At 40.1% G+C, this 17,224-nt stretch carries 12 protein-coding genes and 1 pseudogene; 11 read left to right on the forward strand and 2 right to left on the reverse strand.

From position 1 onward, the window contains the following. Positions 1–484: 484 nt before the first annotated feature. Complete coding sequence (locus tag V7150_RS08645) at positions 485–2,437, reverse strand: translation factor GTPase family protein (RefSeq protein ID WP_335516302.1); 1,953 nt, start codon at positions 2,435–2,437, stop codon at positions 485–487. Positions 2,438–2,655: 218 nt separating this feature from the next. Between V7150_RS08645 and V7150_RS08650 the strand changes: the two genes are divergently transcribed. Together V7150_RS08650 and V7150_RS08655 are read left to right on the forward strand one after the other, a co-directional pair. Beyond that, positions 2,656–3,591: a transglutaminase domain-containing protein gene (locus tag V7150_RS08650; RefSeq protein WP_335516305.1), complete on the forward strand. Its 936-nt coding sequence runs from the start codon at positions 2,656–2,658 to the stop codon at positions 3,589–3,591. A 329-nt stretch (positions 3,592–3,920) separates the two neighbouring features. Continuing rightward, positions 3,921–4,718 carry a hypothetical protein gene (locus V7150_RS08655; protein WP_335516308.1) on the forward strand — a complete coding sequence of 266 codons (798 nt, stop codon included), beginning with the start codon at positions 3,921–3,923 and terminating at the stop codon, positions 4,716–4,718. Between the two features lie 29 nt (positions 4,719–4,747). On the opposite strand, the gene V7150_RS08660 is transcribed toward V7150_RS08655, so the two are convergent. After that, on the reverse strand, positions 4,748–4,891 hold the full coding sequence (locus tag V7150_RS08660) for a hypothetical protein (protein WP_335516311.1): 144 nt from the start codon (positions 4,889–4,891) through the stop codon (positions 4,748–4,750). Positions 4,892–5,071: 180 nt separating this feature from the next. On the opposite strand from V7150_RS08660, the gene V7150_RS08665 reads away from it, so the two are divergent. The 9 genes and pseudogenes from V7150_RS08665 to V7150_RS08700 all read left to right on the forward strand — a co-directional run bounded on the left by V7150_RS08665 (position 5,072) and on the right by V7150_RS08700 (position 17,109). After that, entirely contained in the window at positions 5,072–6,193 is a 1,122-nt protein-coding gene (locus V7150_RS08665) for a sugar diacid recognition domain-containing protein (protein ID WP_335516314.1), read from the forward strand. Between the two features lie 116 nt (positions 6,194–6,309). Next, positions 6,310–7,584 carry a GntP family permease gene (locus tag V7150_RS08670; protein WP_335516318.1) on the forward strand — a complete coding sequence of 425 codons (1,275 nt, stop codon included), beginning with the start codon at positions 6,310–6,312 and terminating at the stop codon, positions 7,582–7,584. Positions 7,585–7,651: 67 nt separating this feature from the next. Then, the gene (locus tag V7150_RS08675; protein ID WP_335516321.1) at positions 7,652–8,785 is read left to right on the forward strand and encodes a glycerate kinase; all 1,134 of its coding nucleotides are present in this window, start codon (positions 7,652–7,654) and stop codon (positions 8,783–8,785) included. Positions 8,786–8,981: 196 nt separating this feature from the next. Then, a complete protein-coding gene (locus V7150_RS08680; RefSeq protein WP_335516324.1) occupies positions 8,982–9,275 on the forward strand; it encodes a transposase in 294 nt (97 codons plus the stop codon). 140 nt (positions 9,276–9,415) lie between these two features. Continuing rightward, positions 9,416–9,526 (forward strand): annotated as a pseudogene (locus V7150_RS26575) (hypothetical protein); the annotation flags it as partial. Positions 9,527–10,240: 714 nt separating this feature from the next. Then, complete coding sequence (locus tag V7150_RS08685) at positions 10,241–11,110, forward strand: aminoglycoside 6-adenylyltransferase (RefSeq protein ID WP_335516328.1); 870 nt, start codon at positions 10,241–10,243, stop codon at positions 11,108–11,110. A 126-nt stretch (positions 11,111–11,236) separates the two neighbouring features. After that, positions 11,237–11,437 carry a hypothetical protein gene (locus V7150_RS08690; RefSeq protein ID WP_335516331.1) on the forward strand — a complete coding sequence of 67 codons (201 nt, stop codon included), beginning with the start codon at positions 11,237–11,239 and terminating at the stop codon, positions 11,435–11,437. A 12-nt stretch (positions 11,438–11,449) separates the two neighbouring features. Further along, positions 11,450–12,319, forward strand: coding sequence for a proline-specific peptidase family protein (locus tag V7150_RS08695; protein WP_335516334.1), 870 nt, complete (start codon positions 11,450–11,452; stop codon positions 12,317–12,319). 500 nt (positions 12,320–12,819) lie between these two features. Then, on the forward strand, positions 12,820–17,109 hold the full coding sequence (locus V7150_RS08700) for a S8 family serine peptidase (protein WP_335516337.1): 4,290 nt from the start codon (positions 12,820–12,822) through the stop codon (positions 17,107–17,109). Positions 17,110–17,224: the final 115 nt, after the last annotated feature.

Here is a 17,224-nt window from a genome sequence, read left to right on the forward strand (position 1 = left end):
TGAAATATTTGCGGTCCCTGCTAATACATTTCATCGAACGCGTTCAAACGAACGGACAGTTAATCTATGTTTTGAAAAAGCAAGCAATGATATTAAAGGGAGCAACACTTAAAAAAAGAAGGGATTTTTTAAAAATGGTAACATTTATATAAAAGAATGATTTAATTAAATATGTTAAGAGTGTGTTTTGATCATTTTTTATCTCAAAACAGGCTCTTTCTTTTTGTTCGTTTATCAAGCTTATTAGTATCAATTTGAACAACCATTATTCTAAAGCAACTGCAGAACTATTTGAGGGTGAAATCGTTAGGTTTCATCCATTTTGATGACCAAAAAGAGATAGAAAGTGAGAAAAAGGGATCCAATCGAGACTATTGGCGACCGAAATGAACTAGATTGAGAGAAAAAAGGATCCAACAAGTGCTATTGGCGACCCAATGAGATGAAAAGAGCGAATAGGGTCGCTAATATTTTTCAGCTATAACTATTTACAATGCATTTCCGCTTCGGCCTGATCCCACGGAACGGAATAACCTTGTCCCTTTGAGCAGAAAATCGAAGTTGATGTATATTCTGGATCAGCATCTTTATTGTAATTGACTTTTTCAATAACCTGGTCTGGATTATGACATGGGTAGTATCCGCCAAATACTAGATTCATGGTTCCTTTTCCTCCAGTAATCGAGGCAAATTCAGGTCCATAGTTCATGAAAGTTGCGACCGGCACCTTCCCGGTTAGAACAGCTTTAGTACCTTCAGTTACAGGCGGGTCAAAGCTTCCGTGGGCATTTTGGATGTCTGTCAGCACTTTTCCGAGATGATCCAAATCCATTTTCATTTTAAAATGATAAAACGGTTCAAGTAGGACGTTTATTGCTTTTTCTAATCCTTGTCGTAATGCCCGGTAAGTGGCCTCCCTAAAGTCGCCGCCGGAAGTATGCTTATTATGTGCACGTCCTGTTAGCAACGTGATTTTCATATCGGAAATGGGCGATCCGGTCAGTAACCCATGATGTTCTCGCTCAAATAGGTGATGGCGGATGAGATTCTGCGTTCCAACCGTTAAGTGATCCGTATGGCACACATTTTCAAATGAAATGCCGCTATTTCGTTCAGCTGGCTCTATCCTCAGATGTACTTCCGCATAATGGCCCAATGGTTCAAAATGACCATAACCTGTAACCTCAGAACTAACCGTTTCCTTATATAAAATTTCCGGTTCCCCAAATGAGACATTGAAGTGAAACCGATCTTTAACGATTTGCTTTAAGACTTCAAGTTGTATTGTCCCCATTACATGGATATGAATTTCCTGCGAGCGTTCTTCCCAGAACACATTTAATGCGGGGTCTTCTGCATTCAATATGTTAAAATACCTCAGTACGTCTTTCACATTCATTGATGAATCAAATAGTACCTTTGATTTTAGGGCTGAGACCATTTCGTAAACAGCTTTTTCTTTTATTGTTCCTAATCCGTCTCCTGAGGAAGCTGACGACAAACCAGTTACGGCAAAAATATCACCAGCAAAGATTTTGTCGGTCGTTTTAAATTTGTTGCCGCTATATAATCTGATTTGGGTTATTTTTTCCCAGTATGGATTTTCTTGATCGCCGTAACTGATTTCATCGCGCACTTTTAATGTTCCGCCTAATGCTTTGATAAATGTAATTCTCGTTCCTTTTTCATCATAGCGAATCTTATAGACACGGCCGGCAAAGGGTTCAACACTCTTATAATGGGAAGTTGTTAACAAGTCTAATTTTTCAAGAAAGCTGGCAATTCCGATATCTTGTAAGGCTGAGCCGCTGGCACATGGAAAAAATTGATTCTCGTTCAGCTGCATTTTCATCGCTTTTAACCATAGGTCTGGTTGGTAACCTGAATCCATGTACTGTTCTAATAGTAATTCATCCCGCTCCGCAATAAATTCAATTAGTTCCTCGGTCATTTCACCTTGAGTAAAAGTTTCGGTAATGTCAAATACGTCAGAGGTTAAATGGCTGTGAATTTCATCTAAAACTCTTGTAGAATCAGCGCCGACCCGATCGGTTTTATTGATAAAGAAAAAAGTTGGTACTTGATGCTGCTGAAGAAGCCTCCATACGGTTTCGGTATGTCCTTCAATTCCTTCGACAGCACTTATGATAACAATTGCGTAATCCATTACTTGAATTGCACGTTCCATTTCTGGAGAAAAATCCACATGACCCGGGGTATCGATTAAATAGTAATCTGATTGATTAAAAGAGAACATTGCCTGTTCCGCGAACAAGGTAATTCCTCGTTGTTTTTCGATTTCATGATTATCGAGAAAGGTGTCCTGATTGTCGACCCGTCCTCTTTGTTTAATTGTTTTTGTATGATATAGCAGTTGTTCGGCCAACGTGGTTTTTCCTGCATCCACATGCGCAAACAACCCAATTGTCTTCTTCATTATGCCACCCCAAAATCAATTGCCCATTTTTTATGTAATTGATTATATCAACGTATCCGACATAAAAATTACTGGAATATCGAATTTATAGTGAAATATAGTAGAATGAACTAAACTGGAAATTAGGCGTTCTATCAATTTATGATTTGAATGAGGAAGTAGAGGTGTTGTTCGTTTTGAAAAAACTATTTTTTCTTTTCATATGTTTTTGTGCATTTATGTTTTTATCCGAAAAAAATATGATTCCTTCTGTTGAACAAATTAAAAGCTTTTTGAACTTGAATAGTTTCCAATTATCAGACGAGGGGAATCAAGAAACTGAAACCAGTGAAGCAAAAGTAAATAAGCAAAAACCTGCAACTTCCTCCTCGGCGCCATCGAAGGGGAACTATCAGCCAACGGAGATCCAAACCTATGCCGTAACGGTAGAAAACGGGAAGCTTTTTGTAACAGGAAAACCTACGGAATATGGAAAATACAATAATGCGGATGGAGTCATTTTATATATTCAAGAAGTGAGGGCCCATAAGGACACAACCATAAAGGTTCCTTTTACCAATGGAAAAATTAATTATGCTTATCCACTAACCTATACAGTAGGGGACGTAATCATTAACCTAGATGAATATTACAATGGAAAAGAAAACGATCCAAATAAGGTTCTTGGCTATGCCCAATATACATTAACAGATGAAGACCCTTATTTAGCTCCAAGTTACATGGTTCAAAGTAATGACCCGGCCATTTCGGCTTTAGCCCAAAACATAACGAGCGGAAAGGAATCGGATATAGAAAAATCGCGTGCCATTTTTGAATGGGTTGCAAAAAATATTGCCTATAACGCTCCGCTTGTAAATGCAACAAACCCGCCAATCTATTCTGCCCTGCAAACCCTTCAATCTCGTACAGTACTCTGTACCGGCTATGCTCATTTAAGTGCTGCCCTTCACCGAGCTGCCGGGATTGAAGCGAAAATTGCGTATGGTGAAAACCATGCGTGGAATGAAGTTATGTTGAATGGTGTGTGGCAGTCTGAAGATCCGACATACGGTTCCGGATACATTAGCGCCAATACAAATAAATTTGTACGAAGCTATCAACCTGCTTATTTTTCCAAAACGGATAAGAATAAGGAAGGGGAGTATCCTTGGTAAATTGATGGAAAAATTTTTGTTAAAGAATTGATAGGAGAGGATCATAGTGCCCGTGGACGGGAAAAAATGGGCGCGGCCGGTCACTCTGAGAGGATCATAGTGCCCGTGGAACGAAAAAAAAGGCGCACACGGTCACTCTGAGAAGATCATAGTGCCCGTGAAAGGGAAAAAGAGCTGCGCCCGGTCACTAAGAGAGACATAAAAACAACCTCACTCACATCAAGACCACATGAATGTTTTTTATGAGGATGGTATAACATGGAGAATAGAAAACGACCTTGGAATGAAAGGAATTAATGATGGATTTCCTATTCTCTTTTTTCAATACCTTGTTGCTTAGTTTTGTTGAATTGTTTTACCTATTAGGGATCTTGATGGCAGTGGGTTTGCTTCTAGGAATTCTTGAAAGGTATTCAAATAGATATCTGATTCGTACGTTTGGCCCACGAGGGATCCTTGTCACTGCATGGATTGGAACTCCGATTCATGAAATTGGTCACCTTGTGCAGTGTTTCATATGGGGCCATCGCGTTACAAAGGTAAAGCTGTTGCAACTGAATAGTCCTAATGGGGTGCTCGGCTATGTTGAGCACACTTATAATCGTCATAGTATTTACCAGCAAGTGGGAAATTTTTTTATCGGCTTAGGTCCTATATTTAGCGGCATCGGCTCGTTGATTTTAAGTATGTATTTTTTAGTACCTCAATCCTATATAGCCTTTATAGACCAGATCCAACATCATATTACTGTTGATGAATTTGATTTATCGGTTTTAAAAATAGTAGCTGAAGCAGTTATTGTGATTTTCAAGAGTCTCTTTACTATAGAAAATCTCATAAACCCTTTATTTTGGATCTTTTTAATAATAGCTATAAGTATTTCTTCTCACATCGCTTTAAGTAAAGCGGATATCCAAGGATCCGCAAAGGGACTATTAATGATTTTCGCAGTGCTTGTTTTGTTTAACATATTAGCAGGATTGTTCCAAATGGACAGTTACCGGCTGGTTGTAAATATTGCGAAATACAATGTCTACATGCTCGCATTTTCAAGTATTACTTTATTTTTTTCATTGATTACTTTGGTGCTAAGCTTTCTTTTTTATAAAATCAAATATTATTTTTAAAAGGCCAAGAAAAAACGCCATTTCTGGCGTTAGGAGTATTGTTCATTATCGGACGAATCATTATTATTTATCATGTTTTTAACATCCTGGCTTATCTTATCAAAGGTTTGATTCACTCTATTCATTATTTCCTCATTGTTATGCTCAATGGTTTGTTTATTATCTTTTTCCATTTTGTTCACCTCCAACCATATCGTTTGCAAAATAGTAAAACTTTATGAAAAACTTCATTTTGCAAAAGAAATATTTTTTCACGCAGATTACATAGCAATTACCCAGTACTGTTGGTACACTCAAAGAATGTTAAGTATTATGAAACGAATTTATTTTTCTAAGAGAGCAAGGAGTGCATCATGAAGTTTTTAAATAAAGCTTTAGCCCAGGAAATTGTTAATCGAACCATGAAAATTATTAACAGAAACATAAATGTGATGAATGATAAGGGTGTCATCATTGGCTCTGGAGATAAGAGCAGGATTGATTCGATTCATGAAGGGGCAGTTAAAGTTATTGAGAATCAATCAGGTTTTGAGATAGAAAGTTTAGAGGTGGAGAAGCTTCACGGCGTGATGGCGGGGATCAATCTTCCAATTAATTTTAATAATCAAGTAGTCGGAGTGATTGGAATTACAGGCTCGCCAGAAGAGATCCGAAGTTACGGTGAACTGGTTAAAATGGCAGCGGAAATGATTCTGCAGCAAGCTGTCTTACTTGATGAAATGCAGTGGGATCAGAGGCTAAAGGAAGAGCTTATCAGCCAGCTTTTGCATGAATCGGATAATCTCAATGCCCATTATTTTGAAAGAGTTAAAAGAATAGGAATTGATTTAGCCATTCCTCGCATTGCGATTATTTTGACTGTTGACGATCATTCCAAGGTTTTCAAAACCATTCGTGACAGACTTGAAAAGGAAGACTTATACGTTATGCAGCCAGATCATCTTGTCATTCTTAAAAATGTGAGTATGAAGGATTCAAGATGGAATTCAGCCAAGGTAATGAACGAAATGGAACATTGGGCTGGTTATTTGGAAAAAAATCAAGGTGTTCGCTGCAAAATTAGTATTGGTAACTATCATCCGACATTGAGGGGAATCTCTGAATCCTTCCATGATGCTGTCATGACTTCTGTAGTAGGAGCAAGGCTAGATCCTCTGAAAACCATTTATTTTTTTGAAGATTATAAAATTCCTGTTTTTCTTGCTAAAGCAAATAAACTGGGAATGGGTGAGGAGCTTACCGATTATTATCATCAATTAAAACAGTTTGATAAAAAAGGGGAATTGGTAGATACCCTTATGGCTTTTATTGAAGAAAACGGCGATACAAATGCGATTACTAGTAAATTATTCATACACCGTAACACTGTTAGGTACCGTTTGGACAGGATCATGGAATTAACAGGTAAGGACCCTAGGAAAGTAAAGGATTTACTGGAACTGTATCTCTCAATTATCAAAAATCAAATTACATAATTGTGCAATTGCACAAAAGACCTATGAGAATTAGGTCTTTTTTTTAATCGTTTGTCTAATGAAAACGCTTTAGATACCGCTTACAATGGCTATATAGAGACGAGGAGGTTTTCATCATGGATGCTCAAATTCAAGTAAGTGCTTTAGGTGCCATTTGTGCACTAGTTATTGCTATCATTTTAATTTTGAAAAAAGTGTCACCTGCCTATGGGATGATTGCCGGTGCATTAATTGGCGGGCTCATTGGCGGAGTGGATATCACTAACACAGTAACATTAATGATGGAAGGTGCAAAAGGCATCATTCCCGCGGTACTTCGAATTCTTGCTGCCGGTATTTTAGCTGGGGTTCTCATTGAATCCGGCGCTGCTGCCGTCATTGCAGAAACGATTGTCAAAAAAGTTGGGGAAACAAGAGCCTTGCTAGCTCTAGCGATTGCCACAATGATTTTAACAGCTGTTGGTGTTTTCGTCGATGTTGCCGTGATCACAGTATCGCCAATTGCACTGGCAATTGCCAGAAAGGCTGGAATTTCAAAAACAGCAATCTTGTTAGCGATGATTGGGGGAGGTAAAGCAGGGAACATCATGTCACCAAACCCAAATGCCATTGCTGCGTCAGATGCTTTTAACGTTCCATTAACTTCGATTATGGCTGCCGGAATAATTCCTGCTATTTTCGGACTTGTGGTCACCTATTTCATTGCGAAAAAACTTGTGAATAAAGGCTCTAAAATAAATGATTTTGAAGTTCAAACCCATAATGGCGGAAAACTTCCGTTATTTTTACCAGCGATTGTTGCTCCACTTGTAACGATTATCTTGCTAGCGTTAAGACCATTGTTTGATATTAGCATTGACCCTATGATTGCTTTGCCGGTTGGGGGAATTATCGGGGCACTAGTGATGGGACGAGGAAGAAAAATAAATGAATATGCGGTTTCAGGACTAGGGAAAATGTCAGGTGTTGCTATCATGCTCCTTGGTACTGGTACATTGGCTGGTATTATCGCAAATTCAGGTTTGAAAGACATATTAATTGATGGATTAAATGCACTCGGTCTTCCTGGATACGTACTTGCGCCAGTCTCCGGTATTTTCATGTCAGCAGCAACCGCCTCTACAACTGCAGGTACTGCGGTTGCGAGTCAGGTATTTAGCGGGACGATTTTAGGAATGGGTGTATCTGCTTTAGCAGGAGCTGCCATGATTCATGCAGGTGCAACCGTTTTGGACCACTTGCCACACGGAAGCTTTTTCCACGCAACGGGTGGAAGTGTCAATATGGAAATCAAAGAACGGTTGAAAGTTATTCCATATGAAACTCTTGTTGGTTTAACGATGGCGATCATTTCAACTTTGATTTTTGGAGTGTTTCACTTTTTTGGATAAAGTTCAGCAGGGGGCTTTAATGCATATTAATTAGCGGTAAATTGAGATTGACAGGAGAGGATTTAAGATGAAAATTGTCATTGCTCCGGATTCATTTAAGGAAAGTTTGTCTGCCCTTGAGGTAGCGGATGCAATCGAAAAAGGCTTTAAACGCCATTGTCCTGATGCGGAGTACGTTAAAATCCCAATGGCTGATGGAGGCGAAGGGACGGTACAGTCCCTTGTTGATGCAACCGGAGGGGAAATTATTCGAAAGAAGGTAACTGACCCTCTTGGTGTACCAGTTGAAGCCTTTTTCGGAATTCTTGGTAACAAGACGACTGCTGTGATTGAAATGGCAGCCGCTTCAAGTTTACACTTTGTCCCAGCCGAAAAACGAAATCCTTTGATCACCTCAACTCGAGGGACAGGGGAATTAATTGTTGCTGCTCTGGATTATGGCGTCAACCATATCATCATCGGCATTGGTGGTAGTGCTACAAATGATGGTGGTACGGGGATGGCGAAAGCCCTCGGAGTCCGCTTCCTTGATAGGAATGGGGCCGAAATTGGTGAAGGCGGCGGTGCACTTGGTGATTTAGTGTCAATTGATCTTGCTGAATTAGACCCACGGTTAAAAAATATAAAAATTGAGGTTGCCTGTGACGTTGATAATCCGCTTACAGGGGAAAGAGGGGCCTCCGCCATTTTTGGACCGCAAAAAGGGGCAACCCCGGAAATGGTTGTCCAATTAGATCGAAATCTTGGGCATTTTGCTGCCATTATTGAGCGTGATCTCGGTAAAAAGATTAAGGATGTATCTGGTGCAGGCGCGGCCGGTGGTCTTGGTGGTGGTTTGCTTGCCTTCCTAAATGCAGAGCTGAAGCGGGGCGTTGACATTGTCATTGAGGCAACCGGACTTTCTCAGTTCGTTCAAGATGCTGATTTGGTGATTACCGGGGAAGGAAAGATTGATGGACAGACGATTTTTGGGAAAACCCCGATTGGTGTAGCAAAAACTGCTAAAAAGGTTGGAGCCCCTGTTGTTGGAATCGCAGGTAATATTGCAAGTGATAGCGATATTGTCCACGACTATGGAATTGATGCGGTTTTTAGTATTGTTCCTGGAGTTGTCCTACTAGAGGATGCCTTTACACATGCAGCGGAATATGTAGAAAGGACAGCTGTCAATATAGCGGCTGTTTGGAAGATGAAACGATAATTTAGGAGACCTGACCCAAGTTTAACTGTGGGTTGGGTCTTTTTTTTAAAAGGGTATCCTGAGGGTAGAACAGGTCTAGGTTACCTTTTAGAAGGGGTTTTATCGAAAAAGGGCATATAGAACCAATGATGCTAGACTAAAAAGTGGACAAAAGATTGTTATAATAAAATAAATCAACTATAACGAGGTGGTCTAAGTGGCAAGGGGTAATAGAAAACATTACGATGAAACATTTAAGAAAGAAACTGTAAAGTACATTGCTGAGAACAACAAGCCTGTAGCTCAAGCAGCTAGAGAAATAGGGGTCAATGAAAATACCATACATGGTTGGATTAAGAAATATGGCCAGCAACCAGAAATAAAGGCTGTCCAAACATTTGCCACTCCCGAGGCGGAACTTATAGCTATACAAAAGGAAATTCGTGATCTCAAGGAGGAAAATGAAATATTAAAAAAGGCGATGCACTACTTCTCGAAAAGCCCTCGGTAAAGTATGAATTCATTCATGAAAATCGCTCCCAATTCCGAGTGGAGAAGATGTACATTGTTCTGGAAGTTTCTAAAAGCGGTTATTCCTTATGGATCAACCGGCGGTAAAGTGAACAGAAAAAAAAGCATGAAAAGCTATCCCAAGAAGTATTACAAAGACACCTAGAGTTTAAACAACGGTATGGAAGTGTTAAAATCGCGAAAACATTAAACAATCGCGGTGTGAAGGTAAGTGAGCGAACAGTTTCTTGAATCATGACAGAAAACGACCATTTTTCATTTTTTCTCACCGGATCGGTCGCTTAAAGCCATTATAAGCGACCCTTTTTCATTTTTTCTTTCCGTTTCGGTTGCTTATAGCCTTTTTAAGTGAGAATTGGCAGCCCTCTACTTCTACTTTTAAAAGGAATTCTACTACGAATCTCCAAGTAAAGGGGTTCTACTACATCGACTTTTTCAAAGAATTCCCTCCCAAACCTCCACGTAGACTCGTTCTACATCGACTTTTTCAAAGAATTATCTCACAAACCACCACGTAGACTTGTTCTACATCGACTTTTTCAAAGAATTCCCACCCGAACCTCCATGTAGACGCGTTCTACATCGACTTTTTCAAAGATTTTCGCCGCAAACCACCACGTAGAAGTGCTCTACATCGACTTTTTCAAAGAATTCCCTCCCAAACCTCCACGTAGAAGCGCTCTACATCGACATTTTAAAGGTTTTCCACATCGAAAGTCTACGTAGACTCACTCTACATCGACTTTTTCATAAACCACCGTGTGGACCCACTCCACGTCAAATCTTGAACGGAATTTCCCTACAAACTCCTCGTAGAAACTAATAGAACACTCTTATATCTACAATGTAAAGGAGATTATTATTTCCGCTATATTCAAAGGTAATTATTAAGACTTCATAGAATAATAGTATGTGACAAAAAATTCGTGTTGGGAGGCAAAAGCAGTGCGGACAGAAAAAGAAATGATGGATATTATTTTGAACACTGCCAAGAATGATGAGCGAATTCGTGCTGTATTAATGACAGGTTCATGCGTTAATCCAAATGCAAAAAAAGATATATTCCAAGATTATGATATTGCCTATATTGTCAAAGATATAGAATCTTTTACGGAAAATCATCACTGGGTTGATCGGTTTGGAGAGCGAATCATGATGCAGATGCCGGAGGATAAAGTGCTGCCGCATGCTGATCATACCGGTCATTTTGTGTATCTAATGCAATTTACAGATGGAAACCGGATTGACCTTACGTTGATACCACTTGAGAAAATGAACGAATTGGTTAAGCCGGAAAGCTTAAGAATAGTGTTGTTAGATAAAGATGGATTAATTGGGCAGCTGCCTCCTTCGAGCGACCTAGATTTCTATATTAAAATCCCTTCCGAAAAAGAATTTCAAGATATTTGTAATGAATTTTGGTGGATCTGCATGAATATCGCAAAGGGGCTATGGCGCGAAGAATTGCCCTATTCAATGGTTATGTACGAACAAATTAATCGGAATGTATTAATTCAAATGATAAATTGGTATATAGGGATTCAAACTAATTATTCAAAAAGCACCGGGGCATTTGGCAAGTATTTAGAAAATTTTCTTGAAAAAGATGAATGGAACGAATTCGTGGCCACCTATACAGATGCCCATTATGAACATATTTGGATAGCACTCTTTCACATGTGTGAATTATTTAGAAAAATTGCCGTAAAAGTAGCTCATCACTTTCAGTTTGATTATAAAAATGATGAAGATCATAATGTTACAGCCTATCTAGAGAGGATTAGGAATCTTCCAAAGGATACGAAAGAAATCTAAAAGCGTAAGTGAGGAACATTTATGGAGGGGCTTGTATTTTTAATAGAAGTATTATTTATGCTAGTTCTTTTTGTCGGAATTGGACTAATATTTGGTATAATCGGTTAGAAAAAGAAACAATACGGCATGTTGTACGGGGGATTTGGTCATATTGCTGGAGTCATGATCGGCTTGATAGTAAGTTTCATTGCGAGTATGGATGATGGCATTAGCAATAAGGGACTTGAGATCATCATCTACTATCCGCTTTTTTCCGTCGGCGGCTGGTTAATTGGCTTGCACTATGGTAAAGAAAAGGATAAACGTATCAGCAACAAACAAATCTAAGGGGGAGTTTGAATGCATAAAGAAGGATTTATTGATGTAACTGGAGGAAGAGTTTGGTATCAGTTATTCGATGAAAATGGCAGGGGAACACCGGTTATTATTTTGCATGGCGGGCCGGGGTCATCGTCTTATTCCCTGCAAGGATTAAAGGCTCTTGCAAAGGAGCGGCCTGTGATATTATATGACCAATTGGGATGCGGAAAATCTGATAGGCCAACGGACAATTCTCTTTGGCGCATTGAACGATTTGTAGAGGAATTAGCACAAGTGCGGGAAGCGCTTAAACTTGATGAAGTACATATTCTTGGTCATTCCTGGGGGACAACGCTCGCGGCTGCTTATTGCTTAACGAAGCCTAGCGGCGTTAAAAGTGTTATTTTTTCAAGTCCATGCCTTAGCGCTCCATTATGGGAAAAGGATCAAAAGCGAAACCTTAAGAAACTGCCACTTGATGTACAGGAAACAATCAAACACTGTGAAGAAAATGGGACGACCGATTCAGAAGAATTTGAAGCAGCTATTGAGGTATTTAGTAAACATTTTGTTAACAGAATGGAGAAGAAGCCCGAATGGTTGGAACAAAGACCTTCATGGTATAGAAATTCTGAAATTTACAATATTATGTGGGGGCCGTCAGAATTTACTGTGCTTGGCAACCTGAAGGAATTTGACTGTACATCTCAGTTAAAGGAAATTACCTGCCAAACATTATACACATGCGGGCATTTTGATGAAGCTACTCCGGAAACTACACAGTTTTACAGCAGCCAAACGCCACATGCGAAATTCCATGTTTTTGAAAAAAGTGCTCATATGCCGTATATCGAGGAGCCGGAAGAGTATGTAACGGTAATTGGAGATTTCCTTCAATCAATCAATTGATTCAACTATACTTTAATAAAAAAACAATAGACTCTTCTAAAAAATGAATCTTACACAGATAGAGAAAAAGGAGAGCTGCTTGATATCCATTCATCATGCGGCTCTCCTTTTTTTATTATGAACCTGGGAAAATAAAGCGCTTACAATCACAAAATGTAAATTTCTTGCTATTTTTCTGTATCAATTAAACTAGGTATAATGGCTCAATTTTCGAAAGAATAGAAATATCTCCCCATATAAAGAAGAAGGAAATAGTTATAACGGTATATTTTAACAATGAAACTAGGGCTGTCGACATCATTATGGACTAATTTTCCAATTTTCCCAACAGCAACCAAACTATCAATTTCTGATTATTCAAATTTATCCGACATAATATTACACAAAAACAAATGGTAAACCGCTATTTTTAAATTAGCACCTTGTTTTTGACATATAGTGTGCGATGAAAGGAGGGTAGTAGTTTTAGTGAATAAGGAAAATACTTAGGGGGTAAGAGGATGAAAAGAAAGAAAAGACGATTATTATCCACTCTATTAACCGTCATCCTAGTGTTGCCACTGCTTTTTCAGCCGCAAATGAGTGCGAACGCTGAAACAAAAGGAGTAAGTGCTTCAGCGAAGGATCAGGTGCCAACACCAAAGCAAAAAGTAACAAAATCACTTTACAACCAATTTGATGATCAGGATAAAGTTACCTTTCTCATCAAAATGAAAGAGCAGCTGGATTCTGCAAAAGTTGCCAAGGCAGCTGAGGATAAAGCCAAGCAGCAAAAGGCGACACCTGCAAAAACAAAATCATTGAAGCGAAACACAATTGTTTCCGAGTTAAAAGCAACGGCAAAAGAAACACAGACTGACGTGTTAGCGTTTCTTGAGGAGCAAGTGAAGGCTGGAAAGGCCAAGGATGTTCATTCCTACTATATCGTGAATGCGATTGCGGTAACAGCTACGCAAGAGGTAATGGAAAAAGCAGCGGCTTTTCTAGAGGTAGAAAAAATTCTTCCGAACGAAACAAGACAATTGTTCGTACCGGAAAAAACCGCAGGTACAGCTGTACAAAAGCCGGCAGCTGAAACCACTTCGATTGAATGGAATATCGAACGTGTAGGAGCTCCAGCGGTTTGGGAAATGGGGATTGATGGAAGCGGAGTTGTCATTGGTTCGATTGATACCGGAGTTCAATGGGATCATCCGGCATTAAAGGAAAAATATCGCGGCTACAATGCAGCAACAGGTCAAGCGGATAATGCGTATAGCTGGTTTGACGCAACACGTGGTCAAACTACACCATATGATGATCACGGGCATGGAACACATACAACAGGAACAATGGTTGGTCAAGAGCCGAATGGTTCCAATATCATCGGTGTCGCACCAGGTGCAAAGTGGATTGCGGTAAAGGCATTCACAGCAGCTGGCGGCACGGATGCAGATTTATTAGAAGCTGGTGAATGGATGATTGCCCCGGGTGGAAACCCTGACATGGCACCAGATGTCATCAATAATTCATGGGGTGGAGGTCCTGGGCTTGATGAGTGGTATCGTCCGATGGTTCAAGCGTGGAGAGCAGCAGAAATCTTCCCGGAATTCTCTGCAGGAAATACAAACTTAAGTAATCCTGGCGGCCCTGGATCTGTAGCCAATCCGGCAAACTACCCGGAATCAGTCGCAACAGGGGCTACGGATATTAACAACAAACTTGGAAGCTTTTCCTTACTTGGGCCTTCTCCATATGGAGAAATCAAACCTGAGCTATCAGCACCGGGTGTCAATATTCGTTCTTCTGTCCCTGGTGGCAGCTATGAAGGCGGATGGAATGGAACCTCGATGGCTGGCCCTCACGTATCAGCATCCATTGCCTTACTTAAACAAGCAAATGCAAGCTTAACAGTTGATGATCTAGAACGAATTTTACAAACAACGGCTATTCCTTTAACAGACAACAAATATCCAACATCACCAAATAACGGTTATGGCTCAGGATTATTGAATGTATATGATGCCGTATCTTCTGTTGTTTCTGGTTTAGGTAAACTAAAGGGTCAAGTAACGAAAGAGGGGGACGACAGTGAAGCACCGGTGTTAACACATTCCCAACCTGCCACGGTTTTTGCAGGAATGCCATTAACGTTAGAAGCTTCAGCTGCCGATAATATTAGTGTAACAAATGTATCACTCCAATATCAAAAACAAGATGGTTCATGGACGACTGTTGCTGCACAGCGGATTAACGGCGATTACAAAAATGGAACGTATCGCGTGAATATTCCAGGTGCTGACATTGCAGGCAATGCTTTCGTATATAAGTGGAAAGCACTTGATTTCGGTGGCAATGAATCTGTTAGTGAACATACAGTAACAGTTCTTCCAGGAATTACAGTAGGCTATGTTGCTGATTTTGAAAGTAATCCAGATGGCTGGACTTCTTATGGTGCCAATAATTCTTGGCAGTGGGGTAAGCCAACGAACGGTCCTGGGGCAGCTTTCTCCGGTGAAAAAGTATATGCGACAAATCTAACTGGAAATTATGATAGCAAAGCGAACGCTTCGTTACAGATGCCGCCTATTGATTTGCCGGAAGGAAGCAGTTATCTTCAATTTAAGCAATGGTATGAGCTTGAAAGAAACTATGATTATGGGCATGTATTTGTCTCAACAGACGGTGTGAACTGGGTTCAAAAGCTTCGCGTAAATAATCTGTCAAATGGCTGGATTGACGGTGAAGTGAATTTAAGTGAATATGCGGGCCAAAGAATTTATATAGCTTTCAACATCACTACCGATGGCAGTGTGACAAAGCAAGGCTGGTATATAGATGATGTTCGTTTAACAAATGCACCACTTGCTGCACCACAAAAAGCAGATATGGACGTCACAACTGAAAAAGAGGAGTCTGCCGCAGATTCTGTTAAAAAAGAAAAGGTTAATCCGGATAAGTTAACGATGATGATGCCTGAGGTGAAAAAGGAAGCAAGCACTGAAAAGTCTGCTCCAATGCAATTACCTATGCAGGCTCAAGTAACGGTTGTGGAATCCGGTCGTTCAGTATCCACTAATCCGGCAAACGGAAGCTTTGAGATGACACATGCGGCAGGAACCTTTACGGTCATTGCTGAAAGCTATGGCTATCACTCGCAAACTAAATCAGTAACGATTGCACAGGACGGGGAAGCAACAGCGAACTTTACACTTCAGGAAAAAGCGAAGGGAACTGTTTCAGGAACGATCAAGAATAAGCAATCAGGACAGCCAGTTGCTGGGGCGACTGTATATGTTATAGAAGATGCAGCCGTACAGCCTGTCCAAACGGATGAAAATGGACATTTTTCAATTACAGGATATGAAGGTGACTATACGCTTAAAGTCATCGCACCACACTATTACAGTCAAGAAGCGACTATTAAACTAAAAGGGAACATCGAGAAGAATTTTGATATTAAGCCTTTCATTGGATTCCCAGGTGAAATCGGCTATGACGATGGCACAGCTGAAAACGCGCGAGCATTTTACGATGCCGGAAATGGCTGGGCTGTAAAAATGTCATTAGCAACAGGACAGAAAAAGGCATTAGTGACAGGCGGTTTGTTCCGCTTCTGGACTTCGGAATGGCCAGTTCCAGGAGGCACTGCATTCAAAGTAGCAGTATATGATGCTTCAGGCCCTGAGGGTGCACCTGGTAAAAAACTAGCCGGTCCTTTTGATGCTACCGCACTTCGAAATGGTCAATGGACAAAAGTGGATTTAAGCAGCCATGGTATCCTTGTCGAAGGTGATTTCTATATCGTCTACATCCAAGCTGATGTAAATACGAAAGCACCTGGTCTGGCAACAGATGAGAATGGGCCAAACGCGAAGCGAAGCTGGCAGCTTGTTGCTGGCGCATGGACACCTTCTCCAGAAGATGAGGGTAACTATATGATTCGTGCCGTGGTTGATTATGAAGTAACAGAACCAACGATTACTTCTCCTGTTGATGGCACGTTCACCAACGTTGAAACAGTAACTGTGAAAGGTGAATCTGCACCAACGACAAACGTTCATATTTTTAATAAAGGCGAAGAAGTTGCTACCGTTGATTCAAAAGATGATGGCACATATTCAGTTGACGTGAAGCTCAAAAAGGGTGAGAACCAATTAACAGCAAAAGCTTCAACATCACAAGGGATGACGGATCCATCCGCACCTGTAAATGTAACCTATGATGCCGATGCGCCGGAGTTAACGATTGGCTCACCAACTGATGGAAGTAAATTGAATAAAGAAACCGTCAACGTTACCGGAACTGTAGCAGATACCAATTTAAATTTCGTCCTTGTTAATGGAACTACAGCGAAAGTAGTGGATGGAAAATATTCCGCAAGAATTATGCTTGATGAAGGAAAGAATGAAATCAAGGTCGTAGCTAAAGATAAGGCTGGAAACACGACTGAAAAGTCGGTAAAGGTCGACGTCAAATACACACCACCATTAATTCAAAATGTAAAACCTGAAGTGGATAAAGTATTGAAGAAGGGTGAAAGTGTAAAGGTTGAGTTTACAAGTGAGCCTGGCTTGAAAGCATCTTTCTTCATCCATATGCCGCTGACACAAACAAAAACATCACAACTAGCAAATGCAACAGAACTTCCAATGATGGAGGTTTCACCGGGCTATTATGTTGGATATTATACTGCTACGAAGGATATGGTAGCGGCCGGTGCCACAATTGAGGTGAAAGCTGTTGATTCCTTTGGAAATGAATCAAGACAAACAGCTAACGGAAAATTATATATTAATGTGAAGAAATAATAAAAAAGAAATAATGTATGTTGAAAATGGGAGCTCTCCACGTATGTGTTGATGCTCCTTTTTTCTGTCTTAAAATTTCATTAAAGAATGCATGTAAATTTGTAGGGGATTTGAA

Origin of the sequence: Neobacillus drentensis, assembly GCF_036965245.1 — a bacterium.
GTDB lineage: Bacteria > Bacillota > Bacilli > Bacillales > Cytobacillaceae > Neobacillus > Neobacillus drentensis_G.